We start from the raw sequence: 20621 nt of genomic DNA on the forward strand, positions 1-20621 counted from the left end.
AACATTTCATCGCTCTTCTTTCATTTGAGGTACAGCTACTTTCGGCTCATTCGCTTCAGCCGGGTGTAACGAAAGACCACTCGTCCCCGCTTCATAGGCGGCTACTGCTAAGATGCAAGCATCAATAATGTCATCGATTTGGACGTTCGACATTTTCCATTTCCACGGAGTGCTTTTCGAGTATTTTCGAAGTAACTCGATTCGTTCATCCTGCCCTTCGACTGTCTTTTTCGAATGACTTGCCTCATGCCCCATCATGACCGAGAAGCATACTTCTGGGTGAGATTCATAAACGTCCTCCGCTAACACCTGCTGGAACTCACGGATACGCGGAACCAAATGCCAAGCCTGTTTGCTAAGCCCTTTATCGATCAACATTCGACTTTGTTTGTTCGCTTCCTCGTATGTCTTTTCATGAAGCACTTCTTGAATCGGCGGGGTAAAGACGGACGATTTCCGCTCGACGAGTTGGCTCCGCATCCACGCGTCACACACTCGACTCGGATGGTCGACCGTCCCTAAATCTTTTGGCATGTCCACGAAATGCATTGCGCCGTCAATGAGCAACTCCTCTAGCGTTTCTGAAATCGTCAAACATAAGGAAATGCTATCGTATGTGATGCGCACCCAGCCTCCGCGTGCGCCGTCAATTCCTACTCCTACCATGTCGTACCTCCTGTAACATCATCAACACGCCGAACACGGCGAAAAATACTGTACATCCTAACCAGATCCGGTTCGGCCAAACCGTATACGCAAAGCCACACAGAATCGCCAAACCGATCAAGAGGAGCGCTCTTAGCGCTCCCACGTTTCAATCATCCGTGCAAGCGTTCGGACCATGACACCAGTCGGGCCTTTCGGGCCGAGGTCGTTCGCTGCCGCACGTTCGCTCGTTCCTGCGATATCGAGGTGAAGCCACGGTGTATCGCCGACAAACTCGCCGACAAATGCTCCACCGAAAATCATATGCCCGAAACGACCTGGGGAGTTGTTCAAGTCGGCTACTTCTGATTTTCTCACTTTGTCGATGAACACATCAAAGTATGGCATTTGCCAAACGAGCTCATTCGTCTCGCGACTCGCTTCTTCGAGTGAGCGATAGAGGGTATCATCGTTCGTCAGACAGCCCGTCACGTCCGTACCGAGCGCGACGAGTACACCACCTGTAAGTGTAGCCACATCGATGATTGCTGTTGGCTCATACGTTTTCGCGAACGTAACAGCATCCGCTAGAACGAGGCGCCCTTCCGCATCTGTGTTGAGTACTTCGATCGTTTTGCCGTTCATCGCCGTGATGACATCATCCGGCTTGAAGGCATCGCCTGAAATCATGTTGTCTGTTGCACCGATGATTCCGATGACGTTTTTATTCGGTCGTGTGCGTCCGAGTGTCTCGAATAGTCCAAGGACAGTAGCCGCACCACCCATATCGCCTTTCATTCCGACGATGCCGTCTTTCGGCTTGATTGAATAGCCACCTGTATCGAACGTGACGCCTTTTCCGACAACCGCAATCGGAGCTTCTTCCTCTGCACCACGATATTCCAACACGATCAATTTCGGCGGGATCGTCGAGCCTTGGTTTACGGCGAGGAGTGCACCCATTCCGAGCCCTTCCATTTCTTCTTTTTCTAACACTCGGTATTTGAAATCATGGCGTTTCGCTAATTCTACCGCATAATCCGCCAACGTCTCTGCTGTCAAAATATTAGCCGGCATCATCGTCAACGTTCGGGCGACATTGACCCCTTTCCCATAAGCGACACCTGCATCGATGTCTTCTTGTGACACATCCCCAAGAAGTGTGATGTTTGGCTCTTCGACCGTTTGTTTCGGCTCTGACTTGTATGTAGGATGAGCATACGTCGCCATTTCAAATGCTTCTGCGAAAATGCGAGCCGCGTCGTTTGTAAACGTGTCGAGTGCGACTGCAACGTCCTTCAATCCACGCGCGTGGACGAGCTTCGCCACTTTCCCGAACCAGTTCCGTACATTCTCTGTCGTGATGTCGTTTCGTTGTCCAAGTCCGACAAACAAGACGCGTGCCGTTTCCCCGGCGAACGTCGGCAATAACGTCACTTCTCCTGTTTTCGTCGAAAGGTCTCCTGATTGAATGAGTGCTTTCACTCGTCCACCGAACAATGTGTCGAGCCCTTCGTCGATTGAATCGGCCGCACCGATTCCAACAATCATCGTGTCATATGAATCTGTCCAATTTAATTGAGCAATTTGATACATCTTGCCACTTCCCTTCTTTATATATGGTAAGCATAGCGAACTTCTCCAAAATAATGAAATAGTATGCGTAAGAGTCAAGAAATCTTCGAATTCGTGGGCTATCTCCTCGTTGTGACGTTGTTTTATTTTATGATAGGATAAGAAAGTACGCAATCGGGCTTCTCTTCATCATGAAGTGAGGCCAATTTGACTGGTCGAGGCTTCCCCTAGTCGTAGACCGTTGCTACTTTAACTTTCTTCGTTCTCGTTAATTCTTTTTTCTTTTCGGGTATGAAGTAACGAGGCAGGAAAGTACACTATTTCTTTGAAAAGAGGGACTACGCTTATGTCACACATTAAAGGTATTGGTGCATCTGCAGGGATTGCAGTTGCAAAAGCATTCGTCATGGAGACACCTTCATTCGATATCCCAACACACAAGATTGAAGATGTCGCTGCAGAAAAGGCACGTTTCCAAGATGCAATCGCACAATCTAAAACGGAGCTTGAAGAAATCCGCGAGCACACGCTTCGTGAACTTGGTCCAGACAAAGCCGAGATTTTCTCAGCTCACCTTTTAATCGTTGAGGACCCAGAAATCGTTTCGCAAGTGAACGATAAAATTGAAAGCGAAAACATGAACGCTGCGAAAGCACTTGATGAAGTCGCACAGACAATGATCATGATTTTCGAATCGATGGACAACGAATACATGCGCGAACGTGCAGCTGACGTTCGTGACGTGACAAAACGTGTTTTGGCACACATTCTTGGGGTGACATTCGTGACACCTGCATCGATCTCAGAAGAAGTGATCATCATCGCTGAAGACTTGACGCCTTCAGACACGGCACAACTCAACCGTAAATACGTCAAAGGGTTCGCGACAAACATCGGTGGACGTACATCACACTCTGCCATCATGTCACGTTCACTCGAAATTCCAGCGGTCGTTGGTACGAAAGTGGCCCTTGAAGAAATCAAAAACGGTGACCTCGTCATCATCGACGGTACGGAAGGTGACGTGTTCGTCAACCCTTCTGAAGACCTCGTCAAAGAGTACGAAGGCAAACGTGCTGATTTCGAAGCTTACAAAGAAGAGTTGAAGCAACTCGTCAACGAAGAGTCTGTCACTGCTGACGGTCATAAAGTGAAGCTTGCAGCGAACATCGGAACGCCAAACGACTTAGAAGGCGTCTTGAAAAACGGTTCAGATGCAATCGGTCTTTATCGTACAGAGTTCTTGTACATGGACTCTGAAACATTCCCGACAGAAGAAGAGCAGTACACAGCATACAAAACGGTTCTTGAAGGTATGGAAGGCAAGCAAGTTGTCATCCGTACACTCGATATCGGTGGCGACAAAGAATTGTCTTACCTCGACCTCCCGAAAGAGATGAACCCGTTCCTCGGCTATCGTGCGATTCGCCTTTGCCTCGAGGAAACAGATTTGTTCCGCACACAACTTCGTGCCCTTCTCCGCGCATCAGCTCACGGTAACCTCGCGATCATGTTCCCAATGATTGCGACACTTGAGGAGTTCCGCGCAGCGAAAGCTATTCTTCTTGAAGAAGAAGCGAAGTTGAAAGAAGAAGGAATCGAAGTCGGTCAATACGAAACAGGGATGATGGTTGAAATTCCATCAACAGCTGTCATGGCTAAACAATTCGCAAAAGAAGTCGACTTCTTCTCAGTCGGTACAAACGACTTGATTCAATACACGATGGCGGCTGACCGCATGAACGAAAAAGTATCTTACTTGTACCAACCGTTCAACCCTGCCATCTTGAACCTTCTCCATAACGTCATCACAGAAGCACACAAAGCTGGCAAATGGGTCGGTATGTGTGGAGAGATGGCTGGAGAAGAGCTCGCGATTCCAATCCTTCTCGGTCTTGGACTCGATGAATTCTCGATGTCAGCTTCAAGCGTCCTCCGTGCACGTAGCCTCGTGAAGCGCTTGACGAAGACAGAAACAGAATCGATCGTCAACGAAGTCCTCAACATGGACACAGCTGAAGAAGTCGTGAACTTCCTTAGCGAAAAGTTTGACATCAAAAAATAACACCAAAAGTCCTTCTCTCGAGCGAGAGAAGGACTTTTTTACATACCTATTTAAAAATCGAAGTCGTCTGGGTCTGGACCGACACGTTTATGCTGGTCGAGTGCATCAATTCGTTCCATTTGATCTTCGTTCAATACAAAATCAAGCAAGCTGAAGTTTTCTTCGATGCGATGCGCTTTGACCGATTTCGGAATGATGACCCATCCTGTCTGAAGGTGCCAACGCAATATCACTTGAGCGACAGAACGCTCCACTTCTTTCGCGATTTTAACTAACGTCGGCTCTTCGAACAATCCACCTTGCATGAGCGGTGCCCAAGCAACCGGTACAATGCCGTGCTCAGTCATATACGATGCTAATTCCGTTTGTCGAAGCAACGGATGCCGCTCGACTTGATTCACGGCTGGAACGAGTTCACTATTTGCAGCCAATGTCTCAAGGTGATGAATCTGGAAGTTGCTCACTCCGACCGCTCCGACACGTCCTTCGCGATACAATTGTTCAAGGGCGCGAAAAGAGTCAACAATTTTGTCTTCCACCGGCCAATGAATCAAATACAAATCCAATTGTTCTAAGCCGAGGCGTTCGAGTGAAGCTTCATACGCAGCGATGGCTGATTCATACCCTTGATCGGCATTCCAAAGTTTTGAGGTGATGAACAAATCATCCCGGGAAATATTCGCCATCTCCATTCCTTTTCGAATTCCGATTCCGACACCTTCCTCGTTCTCATAAACAGCTGCCGTATCGATGTGGCGGTATCCTTGACGAATCGCTTCCACGACAGCATCGATGACCGTATCCCCGTCCTCTACTTTGAAGACGCCAAGTCCGGTGGTAGGAATGGCTTTCTGACCGTGATTCAACTCTACAGATTGTTTCATTTGTACCCCTTCTTTCGTGAGAATTCTTCTTCACTATAAAAGGGATTCTCACTTTTCGGAATAAGGCACATTGAAGTAACTATACAAAAAGAGCCGCTCCATTACTGGAGCGGCGTGTGAAACTTGGTTACTCTGGACCTCTGTCATCGGCTCTAAAGTCGAGCGCTTCACCTGCGACGACCGTCTCACCGAACGGTACGACGACGACTTTTCCGTCTCCGTTCGTCCAAATGATCGGTGTGATGAGTGAAGGTACTTTATCTCGAATCGCATTGAGATCGACTTCGAGAAGTACGTCTCCCGCTTCGACTCGAGCACCTTCTTCTACTTTCGCAGTAAATCCTTCCCCTTTCAAATTGACCGTATCGAGACCAACATGAATCAGTAGTTCACGTCCATCGTCAGCCAAGATACCGATCGCATGTTTCGTTGGGAAGAATGTCGTGATTTGACCCGTCACCGGCGAAACGACCTGACCCGAACTTGGTTCAATCGCAAATCCTTCTCCCATCATCCGACCAGAGAAGACTTGATCTGGCACATCATCGAGTGACAACAATACACCCGACATCGGAGCGAGGAAGCGATGATCAGCTTGTTCAGCCGCTTCCGGTGTAATCACCGCTTTTTCAACTTTTTCTTTCGGTTTATACTCGCCACCTTCGATGATGGTCGCGATTTGTGATTTGAGCGTATCCGACTTCGGTCCAAAGATGGCCTGAATGTTATCCCCTACTTCAAGGACACCAGCAGCACCAAGTGTTTTCAGGAGGTCTTTGTCGACTTGTTTGACGTCATTGACCGTAACACGAAGTCGCGTGATACAGGCATCTAAATGTTTAATGTTTTCAGGACCACCGAGTCCGACGAGCACTTCATATGGCAAGTCGTCCCCAATACCGGCTTTGTCCCCTTTCGCGCCGGTCTGAACGTCACGTCCAGGGATTTTCAGGTCAAACTTCGTAATGGCGAAACGGAATCCGAAGTAATAGATGACCGCAAAGACGAGTCCGACCGGAATGACGAGCCACCAGGCGGTTCGGTTCGGCAAGACTCCGAAGAGAAGATAGTCAATGAGACCGCCAGAGAATGTCATCCCGATCTTGACGTTCAGTAGATGCATCGTCATGAAGGAGAGACCTGCAAAGACAGCGTGAATTCCAAAGAGAAGTGGTGCAACGAAGACGAATGAGAACTCGACTGGTTCTGTGATACCTGTTAAGAATGACGTGAGGGCAGCTGAGAAATAGAGACCTTCGACGTCTTTCCGACGTTCTTTCGGAACCGTGTGGAACATGGCGAGACAGGCAGCAGGTAACCCGAACATCATGAACGGGAATTTCCCGGTCATGTACGTACCAGCTGTGAACTCGACGCCGTCACGTAGTTGCGCGAAGAAGATCCGTTGGTCACCTTGTACGAGATCACCAGCTTGGTTCGTATATTCCCCGAATTGGAACCAGAACGGAGAATACCAAATATGGTGAAGACCGAACGGAATCAAGGAACGTTCTACCAATCCAAAGATGAATGCTGATAAGGCAACGTTTGCCTCGATGACCGTACTTGAGAACGTATTGATCGCATTCCCGATCGGTGGCCATATATACGCGAGCGCAATCCCGATAATCAAACTGAATGCGGCCGTCGCAATCGGGACGAACCGCTTCCCGGCAAAAAATCCTAAGAAATCTGGCAACTTGATGTTGAAATACTTGTTGTACGCATAAGCTGCAACAAGACCTGCGATGATACCCCCGAATACCCCCATTTGGAGTGTCGGGATACCGAGAACAGACGCATACTGCGGGTCGCCTTGAGCGATTTCCGCGGTAATCCCGTTCCACGTGCTAATAACTTTGTTCATAATCAAATAACCGACAATGGCTGCTAGACCAGCAACCCCATCCCCGTTCGCCAGGCCAATCGCGACCCCGACGGCAAACAGTAACCCTAAGTTTGCGAAGACGATGTCCCCGGCATCTGTCATGACTTGCCAAATCAGGACAAGTGAGTCATTTGCCAGAAACGGGAGCAATTCAACAAGGTCCGGGTTTTGGAATGCGGTACCAAACGCCAAGAGAAGACCGGCTGCCGGTAAGATCGCAACCGGAAGCATGAGTGCTTTCCCGACCCGTTGTAAAACGCCAAACACTTTCTTCCACATCATGGTTCCCTCCTTTGTCAGAATACTTACTTTTTCCCTCTAACGTTTGGATGAAACCGTTTCATATAAAAGAAAAAGACCAACCCCGTAGGATTGGTCTAGATGATGATTAGTTTGCTTTCTTTTCGTTACCTGAAGCGATAACTGCTTGAATCTCTGATTTCAATGCATCCGAACGTGGTCCGAAGATTGCTTGAATGTTGTTACCAACTTCAAGGACACCAGATGCGCCAAGGCGTTTCAACTCATCTTTGTTGACTTGGTTCTTATCTTTTACTTCGACGCGAAGACGTGTGATACATGCATCGAGGTGCTTGATGTTTTGCGAGCCACCAAGACCAACGAGGATATCTTGTGCAAGTTCTGAACCAGTAGCTGTTGATTGTTCAACAACCTCATCTTCACGACCTGGTGTTTTAAGGTTGAACTTACGGATAACGAAGCGGAATCCGAAGTAGTAAACAACCGCGAACACGAGACCGACTGGAATGACGAGCCACCAAGCCGTACGACCTGGAAGAACACCGAAGAGCAAGAAGTCGATCAAACCACCTGAGAACGTCATCCCGATCTTAACGTTCAAGATATGCATCGTCATGAACGAAAGACCTGCGAATACTGCGTGTACTGCGAAGAGAAGCGGTGCTACGAACAAGAATGAGAACTCGATTGGTTCTGTGATACCAGTCAAGAACGATGTAAGGGCAGCAGAAGCCAAGAGACCACCGACAACCGCTTTACGCTCAGGACGTGCTTCATGGTACATTGCGAGTGCTGCTGCAGGAAGACCGAACATCATGAACGGGAATTTACCAGTCATGAACGTACCTGCCGTCAATTCAGCACCGTCACGAATTTGTGCGAAGAAGATCGCTTGGTCACCACGAACGACGTTACCCGCTGCATCCGTGTATGAACCGAATTCAAACCAGAACGGTGAGTAGAAGATGTGGTGAAGACCGAATGGAATCAATGAACGTTCGATCAAACCGAAGACGAACGCTGCGAATGTACGGTTTTCTTCCAACATGATTTTTGAGAATGCGTTCAAACCATCTTGTACTGGTGGCCAGATCAAAAGCATGACGAAACCAGCAACGACTGCTGCAACTGCTGTTACGATTGGAACGAAACGTTTACCAGCGAAGAAACCAAGGAACTGTGGCAATTCAATATTGAAGTACTTGTTATAGGCCCATGCGGCGATGAGACCCATGATGATCCCTCCGAATACCCCTGTTTGGAGTGTTGGGATACCGAGTACGTTCGCGTAAGCAGGGTCACCTTGAGCTAACACTTCAGGTGTGAGTTCGAGCCAAACACCCATCACTTTGTTCATGATCAAGAATCCGACGATTGCTGCAAGTCCAGCAACCCCGTCACCTGCTAAACCGATGGCAACACCGACTGCGAACAAGAGCGCCAAGTTCGAGAAGATGATTCCACCCGCTTGCTCCATCAATTGAGCGAATTTCACGATACCGTCGTTTGTTAACCAATCGGCGCGTGATGTAAGTTGTGGGTTTTGCATTGCGTTACCGAATGCAAGAAGAAGACCGGCTGCCGGCAAGATCGCAACAGGAAGCATAAGTGCTTTACCGACTTTTTGAAGAACACCAAAGATCTGCTTAAACATCAACATTTCCTCCTTTTTTTAAGTACGTATAAACAATATGATAGCGGTGTAGATGTCAGACAACCGACGTATCTAAACGTTTTCATAAATCACGTTTATAAAAACAGAAAAGGCATGAATAAGGATAGAACGTAGACCTCTCCCAATGGAGAAATCACATAACGTTCCACTCCTTACTCATGCCTGATCGAATCAGTAACACGTAAGACACGTGGTATCATTTATCTACTTGTTAGGCGCTGGAGATGCATCGTCAAATATGTCGCTTCACCTCGTGGGACGGGACGCTTTAATTCGCGTTCCATGATGCCCATCAGCTCCCAAGCAGTACTATAGCATAGCGGATATTCGTCGCGCAACACCTTTTCAATTTTTTGTGGTGCCTCGACCATCTCACCCGTCGCAACCCGCTCAACGGCGTACCGTAAGTGCCGAAGTAAGCGCTTATAATCGAGTGAAGTTCGGTCCATTTTTACGTTCAAACGACTCTCAATCGTCTGGACGATTTGGCCGATGATTTGGTTATGACGATTCACTTCCAGAACATTTTTGAACGTCGTCGCCGAGTGAATATGGAGGGCAATGAATCCAGTCTCCGCATCCGGTAGGAGTACGTTCAATCGTTCATGGAACATATCGACGATTCGTTCCGCGAGCGCAAATTCGTTTGGATAAAGTGATTCTGTCTCAAGTAAAAACGGATTCGTCACTTCCATCCCTTGCTCGATTCGTTTCATCGTGAAGAACAAATGGTCGGTCAAGCCGATATGAATGTGCTCATCGACTTTTTTACCCGTACTCGTCTCGATGAAGCCGACGATCTCTTGCATGAACGCAATAAAATCCTCATCGACATGTTTGACGAGCTCTTGATACTGCGACTGTTCTTCTTTATCTGTCAGTTGATACACTTTCTCCGGGACGCTGGCCGGGTCGACGAGGTCGCCTGGTTTTTTGCCAAAGCCAATCCCCTTCCCGAGTAGAATGACTTCCGGATCCGTATCATGTTGACAAATGACAACGCTATTATTCAACACTTTTTTGATCGTATACATCGGTAATGTCATTCGCATCGCATCCCTTACTAAAAATCGTTTCGCTATCTAGTATATCGGTTCATGCCCTAAAAAAGTAGGGACAAAACAAAAAAGGCGAACATTTCTGTCGCCATTTAAAACATTGAATAACCGCTCTTCCGTAAGAAACGAATCGTCACGCCAGCCAAGATTGCTCCGAGCAACCCGAAACCGAGCATGAACAAATCGAGAAGTTGCAATCCGACGAGTCCTTCATAGATTCCCGTGAGTGCAGTTGACGTCTCGGTCACGTAACTCGAAAGTTTGACATTATCAATCATCATGATGACAAAAATTGGATAAATGAACACGAGTGTCCATGTCTTTTTAAGTAACATATTCAAGATGAAGCCGATACTGAAAAAAATCGTCATATATAAAACGGCCCCAATGACTGCTTGGATAATATGCATGTGATGCCCCCCTTGTCCGCTCTCCATTATACAAAATTTCGACCGACGTGGTCAAAGAACTTCCTATGACAATTTCGAAAGAAAACAGCTCGTTCTGAATCAGAACGAGCCGTACGTTAATCGAAAATTAGAACTTTCCTTTTTTGAGGACGAGTCCGTATTTTTTCAATTCGATGAAGTGTTTGTTGTCGATCACTTTCTTCATAAATGAAGCGTTTCGACCGAAGATTTTTTTACCCATGACGATTCCGATTCCATCGTTATGACCGAGCGAAGCGACTGTCCCTTTGCTCTCGTAAGTGAACTTCGAAGTCGATTTGCCATTGATGAGTGCCGCGATGTTTTTCGCAACGTTGTGCGCTTGTTGTGTTGCGATTTGTGCCGTCGGTGGGTATGGACGGTTCGAAGCAGGGTCCATGACTGCCGAGCAGTCACCGATAATGAAGACGTTGTCGTGACCTGGTGCACGGTTGTCCGCTTCCACTATGACACGGTTACGAACCGCTTCAAATCCTGATTTTTCGATGATCGGGCTACCACTTACGCCACCTGTCCAGATGATCGTGTTGGCATGAATCGTCTCCGTCGTGTCACCTTGAAGTGGACCAAACGTAACGACACCTGGCTCAACACCTTTGATTCCGTTACCGAGTTTCATCTCGACACCGTTACGCTCCAACCATTTCTGTGCGTACGTTGTGAGTTCTGGGTCGAAACCTGGAAGAACCGTTGGCGCTGCTTCAATATTGACGATGCGAACAGCTTCGCGTGGTACGTCATATTGTTTGCAAAGCTCTGGGATTCGGTTGACGATTTCACCGAGGAATTCGATTCCTGTGAATCCAGCACCACCGACAACGATTGTTACGAACGAGCTGTCAGAAGAACCGTTTGTTTTATATTGAGCGAATGAATACTCGATGTGCTCTTTAATTTTACGAACGCTGTTCAATGAGCTGATTGTCATGGCGTTTTCTTTCAAGCCTGGGATACCGAATGTTTCCGGTACACCGCCGAGGCCGATGACAACGTAGTCGTATTCGACGACAGAACCATCTTCAAGCGTGACTTGTTTCGCAGCAGTATCGACGCGATCGACGATCCCTTTGACAAGTTTCACACGTGACGGGTTCACAATGTCGTTAATGTAAATGCGTGCTTGGTCTGGGTTCATCGTTCCAGCAGCTGGTTCGTGAAGCCAAGTTGTTTGGTAGTGATAATCATGCTTGTTGATGAGCGTGATGTTCGCGTCACCTGCAGCGAGTGTCTTTTGAAGGTTGACGGCTGTGATGAGTCCGCCAAAGCCCGCGCCAAGAATAACAATGTTAGGTCGTTTCATGTTCATTTCCACCTTGTTTAAAGTTTTGTTTTTTTGAACAACTATGTTGTGTGTTTCTTCACATAGATGTTCACAATAAAGCCCATTCTTGTTCAACATCTGTTCACAATTGCTTCTGTTTCATTGTACGCTCTTTAATTTGAATTCTCAATGAAAAAGCTTATCTTCTTGAATTTTTTTTGAAAGTGTTGCATGTTTGTACTGAATGGATTTAATTCAATAAACTCTCTATAATAAATGTATACGCTTTGAGGAGGAATTCGATGAAGACGACGAAAGATGTAATCATCATCGGTGGAGGTCCGGTTGGATTGTTCACCGCATTTTACGCAGGCATGCGCCAACTCGATACGACGTTGATTGAAAGTTTACCGCAACTCGGCGGTCAATTGTCAACGCTCTATCCTGAAAAATATATTTATGATATCGCTGGTTTCCCGAAAGTGAAAGCACAGGATTTGATTGATCAATTAAAAGCACAGGCTGATCAATTCGAGCAAGACTACCGCCTCGGCGAAACCGTTGAAACGGTGGAACGTCTCGAGGACGGCACGTTCGTTTTGACGACGAATAAAGAAGAGTACCATACGAAAGCGGTCATTATCACTGCCGGAAACGGTGCCTTCTCGGCTCGTCCACTCGGTCTTGACGGTTGCGAAGATTACGCAAACCTTCATTACTTTGTCGATAACATGGAGAAATTCCGTGATCGCCGCGTCATGATTGCCGGTGGTGGCGACTCTGCTGTCGACTGGGCACTCATGCTCGAAGGCATCGCAAAAGAAGTACACATCGTTCACCGCCGTGACCGTTTCCGTGCTCACGAACACACGGTCGAACAAATGAAGGCATCGACGATTAATGTCCTTACGCCGTACAACATCGAGTCACTCTCAGGTGAGACACACATCGAATCTGTTGAATTGACGGATAAAGACGGCGAGTCAAAAATCGTTGAGATTGATGATTTGATTTGTAACTACGGATTCGTGTCATCTCTTGGTCCAATCAAGAATTGGGGAATGGAATTTGAGAAGAACACAATCCGTGTCGACTCACGCATGGAAACAACAGTTGCCGGGATCTTTGCTTGCGGTGATATCGCCACATATGAAGGAAAAGTGAAGCTGATCGCAACAGGTTTCGGTGAAGCACCGATTGCCATCAACCAAGTGAAGCAACTTGTGGATCCGACTGCCCGTCACCCGCAACACTCGACATCTGTATTTGCCGGGAAATAATGATTAATCCTCTGTGGACTGTGTCCACAGAGGATTTTTTCATTTCCGCATCGTTTGAATGATGACCCGGTCAATCCAGTCATCGAGTTGCGTGAACACGAAGCCCGCCTTTTTCGCTTCAGCAATCGACATGTAATAGTCGACGTCCGAATCATATGGGGACGACTCCCCATCTTTTATGATATGGACAGGTTTTCCGACATGTTGCCCGATTCGCTCCATTAAAGCACCCATGGAGATGAGACCGTCACTCGCAGCGTTGAAGGGTCCAGTCACGTTCGCACGTCCCACCCATTCTAAAAATGCTGCTGCTTCCGCGCTCGAGATGAAGCCCATTTTCGCTTCTGGACGATGCAACACAATCGGTTCCTCGTTGCGAATCGCGTCCACATAAAACTTGAGTCGATCTGTATAATCATCTGGTCCGAGGACAATCGGTAAGCGTACGGTCGCAACTGGGAACGAAGCCCGGTGGAAGAAGAACGACTCTGCCTCTCGCTTCCCTTGTCCGTAGTCATGCTCGGCTTCTAGATGATATTCATAATGGAGCGGATTAAAGTCACTCTCTTTTAAATCAGGTCCCGGCGCGTATACCGACATTGTAGACGTCAGGACATACTTTCCGACTTTGTCCATGAACGCATCCGAGGCGATTTTTGCCTGATACGGGGTAAAGCAAATATTGTCGTAGACGAGGTCATACCGTTCTCGTGCCAAGTCTTTCATCGTCGCGACCGATTGTCGGTCTCCTTTAATGGACCGTATCCCTTCGTCTTCTGGTACTTGTAGTTGGCCTCTTGTCACAATCGTCACATCGTCCCCCGCCTCCGCGAGTCGCAAGGCAAGTCGTTTCCCGAAATAGCGCGATCCTCCAAAAATCAATACTTTCCTCATCACCCTAGCCCCCTTCAATACGATTCTCTTCCCTACATTCCCTTTCCCCGACGTTCCGTAACTGGTCGAATCGCACAAAAAAAGACTATGGCGCTCCATAGTCTAAAATAATTAACATTCTCCTGGTGTACCGGCGTTCGTTGCCGTACGGAAACTCGAACCGCAGCCACACGTGGCGATGGCATTCGGGTTTTTAATCGTGAATCCTCCACCGAGCATCGATTGCTTGTAGTCAATCTCGAGCCCATCGACGACCCCGTGATCGACTTCTGCGACGATGACGCGGACGCCGTGATGGTCGAATTGAATATCTTTATCCGTCTTTTCCTCATCAAAGCCCATTCCATATGAAAGTCCTGTACATCCGCCACCTTGGACCTTTACTCGCAAATATTGTGCATCCGGGCGTTCGGTCTGTTTCATCATCTCTTGTACTTGAAGTGCTGCTGATTCTGTCAAATGAATCATCTGAACTCCTCCTCATTTTATCTTCAATTCAAGTCAATTGACTTGTAGTTTTGTGCATTATCTTGTATAACTAAACTGTAACAAAAAAAATTAAATCGTTCCATCTTCGGGGCAGGGTGAAATTCCCGACCGGCGGTATTGAAGAATTTATTCTTCTCAGCCCGTGAGCGAGCAAGGCGTTGCTTGCTGATTTCGTGAGATTCGAAAGCCGACAGTACAGTCTGGATGGGAGAAGATGGCGGCATCCGACCGATATCCGGATGTTTTCTTTGACGTGGACTTTTCCACCTCGGAAAACATCTATTTCGTATGCGCGTAAACTCTCCCGATTGTCTTCATTGCAATCGGGTTTTTATATGCGACGGGTGCCATTCATCGAGGAGCGACCTAAAGGAGAGATTCTGATGAAAACTACGCGCAACAAACGATTGACAACTATGGTGACTTTGGCGATGCTCGGGACGATTTCGTTCGTACTCATGCTATTCAACTTCCCGCTCCCATTTTTACCGCCATTCCTCAAAGTGGATTTCAGTGACATTCCTGCACTCATTGCTGGGATCGTCTTTTCTCCACTCGCAGGTGTCGTGGTCGTCGGATTGAAAAACGTCTTGTACTATGTCTTTAACGGTGGCGGTGTCCCGGTCGGAGAGGTCGCAAACTTCTTCGCAGGTGTCGCATTCATGTACCCGGTCGCATGGTTCTACCACAAACGGAAGACGAACAAAGCACTCGCTTCTGGACTACTCGCCGGTACAATCACGATGGCACTCAGCCTCGCCATTTTAAACTATCTCGTCATCTTGCCAGCCTATGCCTTCTTCTTCGGAATGGCAGACATGGCCGATCCGGCCGTGAAGACGGACCTCGTCCTTTACGGGATCTTACCGTTCAACTTGATTAAAGCGATCTTGATCAGCGCACTCTTCGTTCCACTCTTCTTGAAATTGAAGCCGTGGATCGAACGTCAGCGCGTACAACTTCAAGCATAATCGATATACGAGCACTTAGGCGTTGCCTAGGTGCTTTTTTTCAATCTGATTGATCAGGAGGAGTTTGATTGATGAAACACGAGCAGGATTTGATTGATTTCTTACAACAAGATGCAAAACTTATGAACCTTCTTCGCACCGTTGCTACCCTTCATCTGCCCGACTGGTGGATTTGCGCGGGCTATATTCGCGCAAAAATATGGGACCATCATCATGGATACGATGCACCGACCCAAACGGACGACGTCGATGTGATTTATTTCGACCCTACTTAGTCAGAAGAATCCATCGAAAAAGAATTAGAACAGGTGTTGAATCAACTCGACCCGAGCGTACCTTGGTCTGTAAAAAACCAAGCGAGGATGCATCATGTGAACCATTTGCCACCATATACGTCATCGGTCGATGCGCTAGCGCACTTCCCCGAGACGGTGACCGCAATCGGGGTACGTCTCAATGTAGACGGTGAGCTCATTCTCTCAGCACCCTATGGCGTTCAAGACCTTCTCACACTACAAGCTAGACCTACACCATATTTTGAAACAAGCACCTCAAAACATCCAATCTACTTGAAACGAATGGCTCAAAAAAATTGGCCAGCTCAATGGCCGAACGTCAAATTGTATACATCATCCCTATACTAAAAAACGCGACCACCGAAGTGATCGCGTTTTGTTATACTAATTAGAGAAGAAGTCCAGCCAAAGTAGCTGACATCAAGTTTGCAAGCGTACCTGCGAGAATCGCGAGGACACCCATACGTGCGATGTCACCACGACGGTTTGGTGCCATACCACCAAGACCACCGAGAAGAATCGCGAGTGATGAGATGTTAGCAAAACCACAAAGTGCGAATGCAGTCATCGCCTCTGTACGCGCTGACAATTCTCCAGAACCGATGATTGGTGCAAACTCAGAGAATGCAACGAATTCGTTCAAGACTAGTTTTTGACCGAGGAAGCTACCGAACTGTACAGCATCTGCCCACGGTACACCGATGACAAACGCGAGTGGTGCGAACACATAACCGAGAATCAATTGAAGTGACAATCCGTCAAAGCCGAACCATCCGCCAATTCCACCTAAAATCAAGTTGACAAGGGCGATCAATGACACGAATGCAAGAAGCATCGCACCGACGTTCAATGCGAGGAAGAGACCGTCAGACGCACCACGTGCCGCTGCATCGACAAAGTTTGCCGCTTTATTCTCTTCATCTTCAGCAATCTCAATGTTGTCATCGACTTCTTCTGATTCAGGAACGATGATTTTCGCGAACAAGAGACCTGCTGGCGCTGCCATGAAGCTCGCTGCGAGCAAGTACTCGAGTGGTACGCCAAGTGCTGCGTATCCAGCAAGTACAGAACCAGCAACCGATGCAAGACCACCGACCATGACTGCAAAGAGCTCAGACTGTGTCATCGTAGGAAGGTAAGGCTTGATGACAAGCGGTGCTTCCGTTTGACCAACGAAGATGTTTGCTGTAGCCGAAAGTGACTCTTTACGTGACGTTCCTAATGCTTTCGCGAGTGCCGTACCGAGGATACGGATGACCCACTGCATGACGCCAAGGTAGTAAAGTAACGCGATTAATGATGACATGAAAATAATAATCGTCAAGATTTGGAAAGCGAAGACAAAGTTGTCTCCCCCTACTGCCGTACCGAAAACAAAACTGATCCCAGCATTCGCTGTATTCAAGACAGCTTGAACGCCTTCAGAAAGTACTTCAAGTGCTTTGCGTCCCCAAGACGTATACAGGACAAGGAAAGCAAACGTAAATTGAACAGCGAACGCTGCCAAGACCGTGCGCCATTTGATGGCTTTACGGTTGGTAGAGAAGATGTAAGCGATTGCAATTAGTGCCAAAATACCAACCACACTCATGATTTTCATTGATGTTGTGCTCCTTTCATATTAAACAAAGCTATTATATGTGTCATACCCGAAAAGAGATGTGCCCTACCGTTTGAAACGCTTTCTTTTTCTCGTTGTTAAACGTCAGACAACCTACATTCGAACCTCTTAGAATATAACATCCCTCTTTTTAAAATGCAACGGGTGAAATAAAAAAGTTTGAGGTCATCCCTCAAACTTTTTACCATGCCATCTCTTCTATTTTTTCATACACCTTCGTCACCAACTCATCCGGCGTTTCACCGGTCACGACTTCCCCGTCGACGAGGCAAAAGAGGTCGAGGGAACAGACGCCACAGTAGCCTGTACAGCCGTATTCGACCACATCGAGATCAGGGTCAGACTCTAATTTCGCTCGGGCCACTTGTGAGCCCATCGCTAAATTCGAGGCGCAAAATTCGATGATTGGATTCATCATATATGTCACCGTCTTTCTTTACGTGAATTATCGGAAAATGGTTCTTCTACGGCAGATTATAACATGATACAGTTGAAGAGTAACAAAGGGGGATTATTATGCGCAAATTAGTCGTCTTAGGGGGCGGTTACGGGGGTATGCGTGTCATCGAAAGAGTTCTTGGACATCAGTTGAAGGACGTATCGGTCACGCTCGTCGATCGCTTACCTTATCATGGATTAAAAACAGAGTATTATGCGCTCGCTGCAGGAACAGTCTCGGACCGCGATATTCGCATCGATTTTCCGGAAGAAATTGACTACATATACGGACAAGTCACGGATATCGATACGGAAGACAGGATGGTTCTTCTCGCGAGTGGAGAAAAAGTACCGTATGATGACCTCGTCATCGGATTAGGCTGTGAAGACAAGTATCACAACGTCCAGGGGGCAGCAGAGTTCACGTACAGTATTCAAACACTTGAAGAATCACGAAAAACACAGCAAGCGATCAACGGGTTACGACCTGGCTCGGTCGTTTCAGTCGTTGGAGCCGGATTATCCGGCGTCGAACTCGCAAGCGAACTACGCGAGAGTCGTCCTGATTTGACGGTTCGCTTGTTTGACCGTGGACCTTCGGTGCTATCGTTCTTATCCAATCGTGTCTCCATGTATGTCCAATCTTGGTTCGAAGAGCATGGGGTCGAAGTCATCAACAACGCCAACATTACACGCGTCGATGCCGATGGCTTATGGAACCATGAAGATTTGTTCCCTTCCGACTTAACCGTATGGACAGCCGGTATTCAACCGGTCGCTGTCGTACGCAATCAAGGATGGGAGCTTGATGGAGGCGGACGTGTCAAACTGACGGAACATCATTTCGTACCAGGCTTACCGGACGTATTTGTCGTCGGAGACAATGCAAGCTTGCCATACGCACCGTCCGGACAGCTCGCCGAAGCTCAGGCGGAACAAATCGTTCAAGTGCTCCTCTGTAAATGGAAAGGACTTGCCTATCCAGAGTTACCAGACATCAAATTGAAAGGGACGCTCGGTTCCCTCGGTAAGAAAGCAGGCTTCGGGGTGTTCATGGGGAAACAATCACTCACCGGCAAAGTCGCCCGCTTGTTGAAGTCCGGAATTCTTTGGAAACATAAAGTCATCAAGTAAACAATTGCGAATGGACCTGACGGGTCGATTCGCTTTTTTTCATGCACCGCATCACCGATTTTCTGTTACCGTTACGTCCTCTTGAGTCAAAAGTCTTGTATCTGAATCCCCTGTATCCTTATCTAAATATTCAGATTTTTAATGCCATCGACATATTCTATCCGTTGGAAATACTTGTTACTCTATGAACACGTCAGTACGACATCCTGTCATCTTGCCTACTACCTTAAAGGAGGAAACAAGTTGAAGAAAATCTGTAGCACCGTCCTTGCATCATTGCTCGTCTTATCAACCGTCCCAGGAGGCGCGGAAGCCGCCCCGAACAAAGAGAAAGAACCCGTTCTCGTCGTCTTCAAAGAATCGGCAAAGAAAATTCCGCTCTCGATTGAAGGCATGGAAGTTAAACAACAGTATTCGAATATTCCTGCAGCAGCACTTGAAGTTCCGAAAGCTGCCTTGAACGGACTGAAGAATAACCCGCATGTCGCACACGTGGAAGTCGATCAAACGGTACATATCGAGAACCAAAGCCAGGATTGGGGAATCCCTAAACTTCAAGCTCCTTCCGCTTGGCAAAGTGGGTTCACTGGGAAAGGTGTCAAAGTATCCGTCGTCGATACGGGTATCTCCGCTCATCCTGACTTAACGATTGCTGGTGGTGCCTCGTTTAGTACGGTCACGAGTTCTTACACCGATGATAACGGTCACGGTACGCACGTCGCCGGGATTATCGGAGCCCGTAACAACAGCATCGGTACGGTCGGAATCGCTCATGAGGCAAGCATCTATGCCGTCAAAGCACTTGAGGCGAACGGTAGTGGTAGTCTATCAAGCATCATCGCCGGCATTGACTGGTCAATCACAAATGACATGGACATCATCAACTTGAGTCTTGGGACGACAAGCCCCTCGACGACACTCCAACAAGTCGTGGATCGTGCGAATAACGCAGGCATCCTCGTCGTTGCGGCAGCCGGAAACAACGGACGTACCGATGGGTCAGGCGATCTCGTCAACTACCCAGCACGCTACAGTTCGGCAATCGCAGTCGCTGCGACGGATATCAACAACAACCGTGCCTCGTTCTCAGCGACAGGTGGCACAGTCGAAGTCGCGGCACCTGGTGTCAGCATCAATTCAACCCTCTCAAATGGCGGCTACGGTCAAATGAGCGGGACATCGATGGCGACACCTTACGTTGCAGGTAACCTTGCGCTCATGAAGCAAGCCTTCCCAACGTTATCGAGCACGCAACTCCGTACGAAATTATCGCAAGATTCGATTGACCTCGGTACGGCAGGTCGTGACACTTGGTTCGGAAATGGACTCGTCCAAGCCCCTACTTCTGGTGGTACGACACAACCGGTACAAGCACTCACGACGACAGTATCGACTTCAAAGTCATACTACTACGCGGGTGAAGTCGTCTCGATTTCTTCAATAGTACGTAATTCGAATGACCAAGCGGTCGCGAACGCCGATGTCCATGTGACGGTCACACTACCGAACGGCGCGACACTCGTCGGTACAGGCAAGACGAATGCTTCAGGAGCGATCACGTTCACACTCTCCACGAATTCTTGGTCACAACGCGGTACGTATCAAGTGAAGTCTGACGCGACGCTAACTGGTTACACAGCTGGTTCAGCGACGTCTTCGTTCCAACTTCTTTAACCGAAAAAAATCGAGCGCTTCGCTCGACTTCACTGATTGACGAACCACGTCGCATCATACGAC

16 protein-coding genes, 2 pseudogenes and 1 riboswitch are annotated in these 20621 nt (G+C 47.9%); of the genes and pseudogenes, 6 read left to right on the forward strand and 12 right to left on the reverse strand.

Translation table 11 applies throughout. The annotated features are described in order from the left end of the window. Positions 1–6: 6 nt before the first annotated feature. Positions 7–666 (reverse strand): DUF429 domain-containing protein, encoded by a 660-nt coding sequence (locus tag KNO86_RS04545; protein WP_214693406.1) that lies wholly within the window; start codon positions 664–666, stop codon positions 7–9. Positions 667–798: 132 nt separating this feature from the next. Continuing rightward, positions 799–2241: a leucyl aminopeptidase gene (locus tag KNO86_RS04550; protein ID WP_214693413.1), complete on the reverse strand. Its 1443-nt coding sequence runs from the start codon at positions 2239–2241 to the stop codon at positions 799–801. Positions 2242–2566: 325 nt separating this feature from the next. On the opposite strand from KNO86_RS04550, the gene ptsP reads away from it, so the two are divergent. Continuing rightward, positions 2567–4285: a phosphoenolpyruvate--protein phosphotransferase gene (gene ptsP / locus KNO86_RS04555; protein WP_074033510.1), complete on the forward strand. Its 1719-nt coding sequence runs from the start codon at positions 2567–2569 to the stop codon at positions 4283–4285. A 50-nt stretch (positions 4286–4335) separates the two neighbouring features. Here ptsP and KNO86_RS04560 read toward each other — a convergent pair whose 3' ends face one another. From KNO86_RS04560 to KNO86_RS04585, 6 genes and pseudogenes are all read right to left on the reverse strand, one after another. Beyond that, positions 4336–5169: an aldo/keto reductase gene (locus tag KNO86_RS04560; protein ID WP_214693420.1), complete on the reverse strand. Its 834-nt coding sequence runs from the start codon at positions 5167–5169 to the stop codon at positions 4336–4338. Positions 5170–5296: 127 nt separating this feature from the next. Continuing rightward, complete coding sequence (gene ptsG, locus KNO86_RS04565) at positions 5297–7336, reverse strand: glucose-specific PTS transporter subunit IIBC (RefSeq protein ID WP_214693422.1); 2040 nt, start codon at positions 7334–7336, stop codon at positions 5297–5299. Positions 7337–7472: 136 nt separating this feature from the next. Further along, a pseudogene (ptsG, locus tag KNO86_RS04570) lies at positions 7473–8972 on the reverse strand (glucose-specific PTS transporter subunit IIBC); the annotation flags it as partial. Between the two features lie 221 nt (positions 8973–9193). Further along, positions 9194–10039 (reverse strand): glucose PTS transporter transcription antiterminator GlcT, encoded by an 846-nt coding sequence (gene glcT, locus KNO86_RS04575; protein WP_214693426.1) that lies wholly within the window; start codon positions 10037–10039, stop codon positions 9194–9196. 104 nt (positions 10040–10143) lie between these two features. Further along, a complete protein-coding gene (locus tag KNO86_RS04580) occupies positions 10144–10461 on the reverse strand; it encodes a YuiB family protein (RefSeq protein ID WP_012726819.1) in 318 nt (105 codons plus the stop codon). 127 nt (positions 10462–10588) lie between these two features. Continuing rightward, the gene (locus KNO86_RS04585; RefSeq protein WP_214693428.1) at positions 10589–11800 is read right to left on the reverse strand and encodes an NAD(P)/FAD-dependent oxidoreductase; all 1212 of its coding nucleotides are present in this window, start codon (positions 11798–11800) and stop codon (positions 10589–10591) included. Positions 11801–12063: 263 nt separating this feature from the next. Between KNO86_RS04585 and KNO86_RS04590 the strand changes: the two genes are divergently transcribed. Then, positions 12064–13041: an NAD(P)/FAD-dependent oxidoreductase gene (locus KNO86_RS04590; protein WP_074033516.1), complete on the forward strand. Its 978-nt coding sequence runs from the start codon at positions 12064–12066 to the stop codon at positions 13039–13041. Between the two features lie 39 nt (positions 13042–13080). On the opposite strand, the gene KNO86_RS04595 is transcribed toward KNO86_RS04590, so the two are convergent. Continuing rightward, the gene (locus tag KNO86_RS04595; protein WP_214693430.1) at positions 13081–13935 is read right to left on the reverse strand and encodes an NAD-dependent epimerase/dehydratase family protein; all 855 of its coding nucleotides are present in this window, start codon (positions 13933–13935) and stop codon (positions 13081–13083) included. A 111-nt stretch (positions 13936–14046) separates the two neighbouring features. Then, on the reverse strand, positions 14047–14403 hold the full coding sequence (locus KNO86_RS04600) for a HesB/IscA family protein (RefSeq protein WP_074033519.1): 357 nt from the start codon (positions 14401–14403) through the stop codon (positions 14047–14049). A 98-nt stretch (positions 14404–14501) separates the two neighbouring features. Further along, a riboswitch (FMN riboswitch) is annotated at positions 14502–14644 on the forward strand. Between the two features lie 163 nt (positions 14645–14807). On the opposite strand from KNO86_RS04600, the gene KNO86_RS04605 reads away from it, so the two are divergent. Together KNO86_RS04605 and KNO86_RS04610 are read left to right on the forward strand one after the other, a co-directional pair. Next, a complete protein-coding gene (locus tag KNO86_RS04605) occupies positions 14808–15395 on the forward strand; it encodes an ECF transporter S component (RefSeq protein ID WP_214693438.1) in 588 nt (195 codons plus the stop codon). Positions 15396–15466: 71 nt separating this feature from the next. Beyond that, positions 15467–16039 (forward strand): annotated as a pseudogene (locus KNO86_RS04610) (nucleotidyltransferase family protein). A gap of 40 nt (positions 16040–16079) precedes the next feature. Here the strand turns inward: KNO86_RS04610 and KNO86_RS04615 are convergent. Together KNO86_RS04615 and KNO86_RS04620 are read right to left on the reverse strand one after the other, a co-directional pair. Then, positions 16080–17291, reverse strand: a complete 1212-nt coding sequence (locus KNO86_RS04615) for a NupC/NupG family nucleoside CNT transporter (protein ID WP_214693450.1) — start codon at positions 17289–17291, stop codon at positions 16080–16082. 202 nt (positions 17292–17493) lie between these two features. Continuing rightward, positions 17494–17730, reverse strand: a complete 237-nt coding sequence (locus KNO86_RS04620) for a YuzB family protein (RefSeq protein WP_074033523.1) — start codon at positions 17728–17730, stop codon at positions 17494–17496. A gap of 98 nt (positions 17731–17828) precedes the next feature. Between KNO86_RS04620 and KNO86_RS04625 the strand changes: the two genes are divergently transcribed. After that, the gene (locus tag KNO86_RS04625; RefSeq protein ID WP_214693452.1) at positions 17829–18884 is read left to right on the forward strand and encodes an NAD(P)/FAD-dependent oxidoreductase; all 1056 of its coding nucleotides are present in this window, start codon (positions 17829–17831) and stop codon (positions 18882–18884) included. Positions 18885–19127: 243 nt separating this feature from the next. Further along, positions 19128–20558, forward strand: a complete 1431-nt coding sequence (locus KNO86_RS04630) for a S8 family peptidase (RefSeq protein ID WP_214693454.1) — start codon at positions 19128–19130, stop codon at positions 20556–20558. Positions 20559–20621: the final 63 nt, after the last annotated feature.

Origin of the sequence: Exiguobacterium sp. s160, assembly GCF_018617575.1 — a bacterium.
Classification (GTDB): domain Bacteria; phylum Bacillota; class Bacilli; order Exiguobacteriales; family Exiguobacteriaceae; genus Exiguobacterium; species Exiguobacterium aestuarii_A.